This is a genomic window from Synechococcus sp. 1G10 (assembly GCF_002252625.1).
Classification (GTDB): Bacteria; Cyanobacteriota; Cyanobacteriia; order PCC-6307; family Cyanobiaceae; genus Regnicoccus_A.
On sequence record NZ_NQKW01000013.1, the window covers coordinates 70,303 to 77,472 of the forward strand.

6 protein-coding genes and 1 pseudogene are annotated in these 7,170 nt (G+C 60.9%); 4 read left to right on the top strand and 3 right to left on the bottom strand.

Annotated elements, in window-relative coordinates; translation table 11 throughout:
• Positions 1 to 21: 21 nt before the first annotated feature.
• Entirely contained in the window at positions 22 to 1,212 is a 1,191-nt protein-coding gene (locus CJZ82_RS11875; RefSeq protein ID WP_094555986.1) for an FAD-binding oxidoreductase, read from the top strand.
• A 281-nt stretch (positions 1,213 to 1,493) separates the two neighbouring features.
• Here CJZ82_RS11875 and CJZ82_RS17935 read toward each other — a convergent pair whose 3' ends face one another.
• Together CJZ82_RS17935 and CJZ82_RS19015 are read right to left on the bottom strand one after the other, a co-directional pair.
• Positions 1,494 to 1,706: a hypothetical protein gene (locus tag CJZ82_RS17935; RefSeq protein ID WP_143593652.1), complete on the bottom strand. Its 213-nt coding sequence runs from the start codon at positions 1,704 to 1,706 to the stop codon at positions 1,494 to 1,496.
• Positions 1,707 to 2,050: 344 nt separating this feature from the next.
• On the bottom strand, positions 2,051 to 2,494 hold the full coding sequence (locus CJZ82_RS19015) for an ATP-binding protein (protein ID WP_094555988.1): 444 nt from the start codon (positions 2,492 to 2,494) through the stop codon (positions 2,051 to 2,053).
• Between the two features lie 329 nt (positions 2,495 to 2,823).
• On the opposite strand from CJZ82_RS19015, the gene CJZ82_RS11890 reads away from it, so the two are divergent.
• Positions 2,824 to 3,351 carry a transposase gene (locus CJZ82_RS11890; protein ID WP_233130219.1) on the top strand — a complete coding sequence of 176 codons (528 nt, stop codon included), beginning with the start codon at positions 2,824 to 2,826 and terminating at the stop codon, positions 3,349 to 3,351.
• 254 nt (positions 3,352 to 3,605) lie between these two features.
• On the opposite strand, the pseudogene CJZ82_RS11895 reads toward CJZ82_RS11890, so the two are convergent.
• A pseudogene (locus tag CJZ82_RS11895) lies at positions 3,606 to 3,852 on the bottom strand (transposase); the annotation flags it as partial.
• A 155-nt stretch (positions 3,853 to 4,007) separates the two neighbouring features.
• On the opposite strand from CJZ82_RS11895, the gene CJZ82_RS11900 reads away from it, so the two are divergent.
• A complete protein-coding gene (locus tag CJZ82_RS11900) occupies positions 4,008 to 5,732 on the top strand; it encodes a hypothetical protein (RefSeq protein WP_143593653.1) in 1,725 nt (574 codons plus the stop codon).
• Between the two features lie 28 nt (positions 5,733 to 5,760).
• Entirely contained in the window at positions 5,761 to 6,942 is a 1,182-nt protein-coding gene (locus tag CJZ82_RS11905) for a glycosyltransferase family 2 protein (protein WP_094555990.1), read from the top strand.
• Positions 6,943 to 7,170: the final 228 nt, after the last annotated feature.

A 7,170-nucleotide genomic window follows, 5' to 3' on the forward strand; every position in this document is an offset into this window, starting at 1 on the left:
GGGCCATGGCACCATCGTGCCGTGATCACCCCCGAGCCCCACGATCTGGCTGATCTCGTGCAGGCACTGCACGCGGATGGCACTCCCTGGCTGCCCGCCGGCAGCGGCAGCCGCCTGCACTGGGGGCCACCGGTGCAGGAGACCAGCACGGTGGTGAGCAGCCAGCGGCTGAACCGCATCCTCGACCACGCCGTCGGGGATTTCACGGTGACGGTGGAGGCGGGCACCCCGCTGCGGGAACTGCAGGAGGCCCTGCGGCGAGAGAACCAGTGGCTCACCATCGACTGGCCCTGGGGCAGCGATGCTGACGGCAATGGGGCCGGCACGGTGGGGGGTCTGGTGGCCCGTGGCCTGGCCGGGGGCCTGCGCCAGCGCTATCTGGGTGTCCGCGACCAACTGATCGGCATCGGCCTGCTGCGGGCCGACGGGGTGGCGGCTCACGCCGGCGGCAAGGTGGTCAAGAACGTGGCCGGCTACGACCTGATGAGGCTGTTCACGGGCAGCTGGGGGTCCCTCGGCCTGATCACAGAGCTGACCCTGCGCACCAGCCCCCAGCCGCCTGAGCGGCGGGGCCTGCTGCTGCAGGGGGAGCTCGAGCCGCTCGATGAACTGCGCCGCTGGCTGCTGCGCTCCAGCCTCACCCCCGAGTTGATCGACTGGTGGAGCCCGACTCTGGCCGCCCAGGCCGGAGCTGATCCCCAGCACGCCCTGCTGCTGGGTCTGGCCAGCGTCAGCGATGCCGCCCTGCGGGCCCAGTGCCTGGAGATCCGCAGCCGGGCGGAGCAGCTGGGATTGCGGGGCCAGCCCCTGGATCCGGAGAGGCTGGAAGCCCTTCGGGCAGTAGCCCTCGGCCGTCCGCAGCCCGACGGCTGGCTGCTGCGCCTGGGGACCCTCCCTGCCCAGACCAGTGCTCTGCTGGCGGAGCGGGTGCTGCGTGACCTGCCGGTGGTTCTGGGCGCCGGCAGCGGCCTCGGCGACAGCTGGGCTGGATCCGACCTGCCCGCTTACCGGGTGGAGGAACTGCGGCGAAGCTGCGTGGCCCGCGGCGGGGTGCTCACCGTGCTGCAGCAGCCGCCAGGCACCAACCAGCTGCCGGCCTGGGAGGACGTGCCCTCCAGGCCCATGATCGAGGTGGTCAAAGCCCAGTTCGACCCGAAACAGCAGCTGGCCCGTGGGCGGCTGCCCGGTGTGCTCAATCCGCTTGAAAGCTGAGGCGGATATAACGCGGACTATCACCCCGAATACGCCTGCGAGAAGCTTTGGACATGCCGTTCTGCCAGCCCACAGGATCTAGAGAGCAAGCTATGAGTCCATGCTCAAGAATTCGCAGAAGGTCGGCAGGCCCACTCGCTCACCTTTGATTCGTGGCTCTGTGGCCTGTCCAACGCTCAAGATCAGCGGCTGGAAGTAGCCCATGCATTCAACAGTCATCCTTGGCCAATGCCGCTGGGTCTTGATGTTAGGCGATGCTGATATCTTCTGCTGAAAACGCCTCAAGCAACAAGCTCTTGGAGCACAAGCTGTTCGATGGCGACTGCAATCTTATCAGCCACCTCAAACGTGGAAAAGTGGCTGCGTGCATCCAACTTCGACAACGTGAACCAAGGATGATTCGCTGCGAACGCCTGGTGTGCAGCGAGGTAGCCAGGATCCTCCGGCTGAGCATACAAATGCAGCACCGGCACGGCAGGGGCGAGATGGGTCAACGCCTGAAGTGGAGATCCAGCTTGGGCGTAGGCGGCGCTGATTTCACGGACAGCATGCCCGATGTCAACTACGTAGGCGGCGCGTCAATTACGTAGGCGGGTTCCTCCCGTCTTCTCCCCCCTGCGATGGCAGGGGGGAGAAGACACGAAAACTGAGTCACCCTCAGTCCAGAAGTCGGAGCACGGCTGGGGTGCCTTGATCGGCATCCGGCGGCGTCAATCCGGTTGGCCGGTGCCCCTGCTCAGCCTCTACCCGATTGCTGCAGCGGAGCTCGTCACCGGCAGCTCGCGCCCGGGGTGTGGGGGCGGTTGGCGGGTAATTGACGCCTGGTCCGGACGCCCAGTCAGCCAGCCACAGGTCGGCCTGTGCGTCGTGCCCGCTTGCGGCGGTAGCTCTCTCCATTGATCTGGATGATCGTGCTGTGATCCACCAGCCGGTCCACCGCTGCCACCGTCATGGCGCTGGTCGAGAAGACGTGCTCCCACTCACTGAACGGCTGGTTGGAGGTGACCAGCAGGGATTTCCGTTCGTAGCGGTGCATCACCAGTTCAAAGAGCACCGAGATCTCGGCCTCGTCCTTGCGCACGTAGCCGATGTCGTCGATGACGAGCAGGGCGTAGCGGTCCAGCTTGGTGAGGGCCTTGGCCAGGGCGTACTGGTGCTCGTGCGCGCCGCAGCATTCGCCGCGGCCCCGGGCCCGGGTGAGCACGCGGTACTTGATGGAGCGACTGATCGGGCTGGGCGCGGAAGGCGTCCAGGGGCTGGCGGCAGAGCTGCAGCAGCTCATCGCGCTCGGCGTCGCTCAGCTCGCCTGCGCCAATAAGGCTGTACACCCCACTGGCGGAGGTGGTGATGCCGTTGCCGGTGAGTCATCGATCTGGGTAACGTCATCGCAGAGGATCCTGCAGGCGAAGTCCTGCACTGGGGCGGGGCGGGCTGTTGCTTGGCAAATCAGTGGCCCAGCAGTTCCATGAGCATCAGCGGCTGGTCGATGTGGCTCATGCGCATACGCCGCGTCACGTAGTCGCGAAGGCTGGCTCAAAGAGTGCGGCCTCACTGAGGTAAAGCTCGTGATCAGCGATGCGTACGTGGGCCTCACCAATGCCGATCCGGCGGATGCTGCAGGGCAGCTGCTGGCAGCGCTGCCGGGTCCATTTCGCCAGAAATCTGCTCCAACGGGTGCCCAAGTCCCACCAAGGCATGGTCACCGCTGCGTTGCGCTCGGTGTTCGCCCAGGAGAAAACGGACGAAATCCAGGCCCGCTGCGACGACCTGGCCAGCTCACTGGTGGAGCGCTTCCCCAAGGCGGCTGAACTCATGCTGCACGCCCGGGAAGACGTGCTCGCCTTCCGTCACTTCCCTCCTCAACACTGGAAAAAGGCTTGGAGCACCAACCTGCTCGAGCGCCTCAATGAGGAGATCAAACGCCGCACTCGGGTGGTCGGCATCTTCCCGAATGACGCCTCGATCACTCGCCTGTGGGGGCTGTGCTGTTGGAGCAGGACGAGCACTGGCAGCTCGAGGGCCAGCGCATGTTCTCCGCAGACAGCATGGCCGCCATCCCCTCGCTGGAGGAGCTGCCTGCGCAGCCCTCCCTGCAGGCAGCAGCGGCCTGAACTCAGGCCCCAGGTGACCGCGCCGTAGCGACCCCACAGGGCACAGCGGCGGCGATCACCTGGGGGCCGGCACAGCGGAGGTCACGACCAAGATTGCAGGCGTAGCCCACAACCGATCGATAATCCAGACGAAAGACTTGATAAGTCAATCGTCTGGATTCATCGTGACAAAACGAGGTACACATGCGCTTCGCGGATGACAGCACTTCATTCACTCCTTTGCACCCTCAGATCAGGGCAATCGGACCTCGGAATTTACACCACGCGAAGGGACGCGGCCAACCAGCGAAACAGTAGGTTGTAGTGCAGCTGCTCCAGCAGCAACCGCTCGGACGGATCCCGTAGAATGACTGAAACAGCTAGCCTAGACTAGGAGAACTCTGGGGGGCACTGATGGCCGGCCTTTTGAGGCATACAGCGCACAGAAGGTGGGCTTGAGCCGATGAAGAGCCTGTTCCGCCAATTTCCGGATCCGCAGCAGCAGATGGCTGGTCGGAATCCGCTCCTCGATCGACACATAGGACAACAGGGAGCCCCTACGCTCCTGTTGACCTCACATCAACGACTGAGCATTAACTCCAATATCGCAGAGCTGGCCGAGTTTTTCAGCAAACTCCTAAGCGCAACAGGTTCCTAGAGCTTCCTAAAGTCAACATCTAATCCAAGCCACGGAGTGATCAAACCATGAGCACATTGGCGAAGCGCGTGTGCACGGACCGTAGATGGTGGATCGGCGGACTGAGCTGCTGTGGTCTGTATGTGGCGCTGGTGGGCACCATCCCCTTCGCAGTTCGGCCTGGCAGCCTCTACGACGATGATCTCTTCGTGCGTCAGGCGAACCAGCTATTCGAGGGCCACTGGTTGGGTATTCAATTCACTCATCTTACCCTGGCCAAGGGGCCTCTACATGCGCTGCTAATGGCTACATGGATGCATACAGGGGAGTCAGTGTCGCTGGCCCTGCGGGCATTTTATGCTCTGGCCGCCTTTCTGTTCTGCACACTGGCGCTGCCACCGCAGCGAGCGGGCTGGCGATGGGCGGCCCTGGTGATGCTGCTTTTGGATCCATGGATGGTCACCCTGCCGGGCTCGCGCTTCACTCGAGAGGCCAGCTTCATTCCGCTTTCTCTTCTCGCCTTGGGGCTGGCGGTAGCAGCACTTGATTCATTGTCCCCATCCATCCCAGCTCAGCGATGGCACCATCAGAGCCGAGTAACCCGATCATTGCCCTTACTGATCGCCTCCTCAGCGGCACTGGGGCTACTGCTGATCAGCCGGGAGGCTCGTCTGGTCATCCTGCTAGTGGAGGCTGTGCTGTTGATGCTCTGGGTCCTTGGTCAGTGGCCTCTGCGTGACCGTCAACGCTGGCTGCAGGTGGCCCTGAGCTTGGCGGCGGCGCTGTTTCTGTTCCTGCTGCCTCTCACCACCCTGCGACTGTGGAACGCCCGTGTCTACAACGCACCGATCAGCAATGACTTCGAGGAAGGGCAGTTCAAGCGCTTATACGAGAAGCTTGTCTCGATCAATCTGATAGGGCTGGCCAGCAAGCCCTTTGTTCCGATCCGCCATGAGGTGCTCGAAGCGATTCGCTTGGCTGAACCGAACAGCCAGCTCAACCAGCTGCTTGGTGCGCTGGATCCGAAGTGGAAGTTGTTCGGATGCCGCCAGAACAAACTTATGTGCGGCGAGTATGGTGGTGGCTGGCTGATGTGGGCCCTCCGCGATGCGATGCAGCTGGTCCATCCCAGCCATGATGCCCGAGCATTCCAAGTCTTCTCCTTCCAGTTGCAGCAAGAAATTGGCACTCTCTGTCGCAACCATCCGAAAACGTTCGACTGTCGCCGAAGATCCATGGGTTACTTCCCCTTATCCTGGGCGCGTGGCAAAGATTTTGCGCCTCAGCTGTGGATTACCGCAGGGATCCGCAAGGTTCACGGGCTTTTTGACCCGTTGGCTGTCGGTATCCGGCCATGGGCCGTGGAGCCCATCGATGAGCGATACCTTCCCCCCCATTGGCAACGGCTGGCCATCCAGCCCACGACCAAGGCGCAGGCTGTGGAAAGCCGAAGGATCCTCCAACTCACCTTCTCGCTTGGGGTGATGATGCGCAGCAGCATGGCACTCCTCCTGCTGATTGGCCTCACCTGGCGAAGCGTCGCCAGGCTTTCTAAGCACCGCTTCCACCAGGCAGGTCATCGTTTAAATTCAGGGTTATGCGCCTGGTGCCAGGCTTACAGTGGAAATCTACTGCTGGGAGGCTATCTGGGAATCCAGCTTCTCTTGTTTACGGCCTTGGAGATCACCAGTTTTCGCGCCGACCGCTATCTAGTCCTACTCTCACCAATCACCACGGCATTCCTCGTCAGACTCCTGATCAGTTTTCACTCGCCGCGCGCCGTCCGATTGTGATCATGCTTAAAAAGCACTGCCGCACAGAATGACAACCACAAATGCGGAGGTATCCAGCGCGATTAAAGTCAGCTTCGTCATTCCTTGCCTTAATGAAGTGCTTGGGCTGAAGTCAGTTCTAGAAGATTGTCACATAGGTGGGCAGACCTCCGGATTAAGTTATGAAATTATCGTGGCTGATAATGGCAGCACTGATGGCTCACAGCTGATTGCCCAGCAACTAGGCGCTCAAGTAATCGCTGTGGCCGTGCGTGGCTACGGTTCCGCACTCAGGGCTGGCATCCAAGCCAGCAGAGGAGCGTTCATCATGATGGGGGATGCAGATGGTACCTACTGCTTCCGCGAGGCACCACGCTTTCTGCAAAGGCTGCAGCATGGCGATGACCTGGTGATCGGCAACAGGTTTCAGGGTTCCATTGCACATGGGGCCATGCCCTTCCTGCACCGTTATCTCGGCAATCCGGTGCTTAGCGGGCTGGGGAGGTTGTTCTTCGGCATCCGTATCGGGGATTTTCACTGCGGACTGCGGTGCTTTCGCAAGGAAGCGATCGAGCAGCTCGGCCTCAGCTGCCTGGGCATGGAGTTCGCCTCAGAAATGGTGATCAAGGCAAGCTTGAAGCGACTGCGGATTGCGGAGGTGCCTACTTCCTTGATGCCCGACCATCCACGCCGCAGCCCCCATTTACGCACCTGGAGGGATGGCTGGAGGCACCTGCGCTTCATGCTGTCCTTCAGTCCAAGATATGCATTTCTGCCCCTGGCCAACATATTTCTGGCTATTTCTCTCGGAGCAGTAATTAGCTTTGCCGCAGATCTCAAGCCGTTCACGGGGCCAAACACCCTGCTGATTGCTAGCTTTGCTTTCATGACCGCCTTGGTCCTTGCATCGGATTATATTACTACCCGAATCTTGTTTGAGCATTTCTACGTCTATCGGGGCAGTAGCAGGCTCAGCCGCTTCTGTAACTGGCTCAAAACCTACGCTGGCACCAACATGTTATTCCAGCTCGCCGGCCTGCTGGTGCTTGCATCCGCCGGAATGCTTCTGCCCTTCGTGATGAACGCAGGAATATCAATTAGTAGCAAGCTGAGCAACTTATTCGTCTTCACCTCATCTTGCTTGACGATGATAAGCCTTTCTTGTTATCTCACTGGAGCAAAGCTATCAACGTTTATGGCGATCTCATCATCCAAGAATTCTCTTGGCTAGGAGCCTGTTGCGCATAGATCAGCGCGCAGTTTCTTCACGGACGGCCACGTATTTGCCCAAGAGCTTGTAACAGCAGCGATTTTTGGCGAGCTCGTGGGTCAGAGCAAGCCCAAGGCCTTCTTCCCCTCAGGGCCAGTAGCGCCGTGATGTCGTGAGTTACGGCCTGCATGCGGCTCGAATCGACTGAAATCCAGCCAGTCGGAGCAGGTTGAGTGCTGCCGTCCTGAG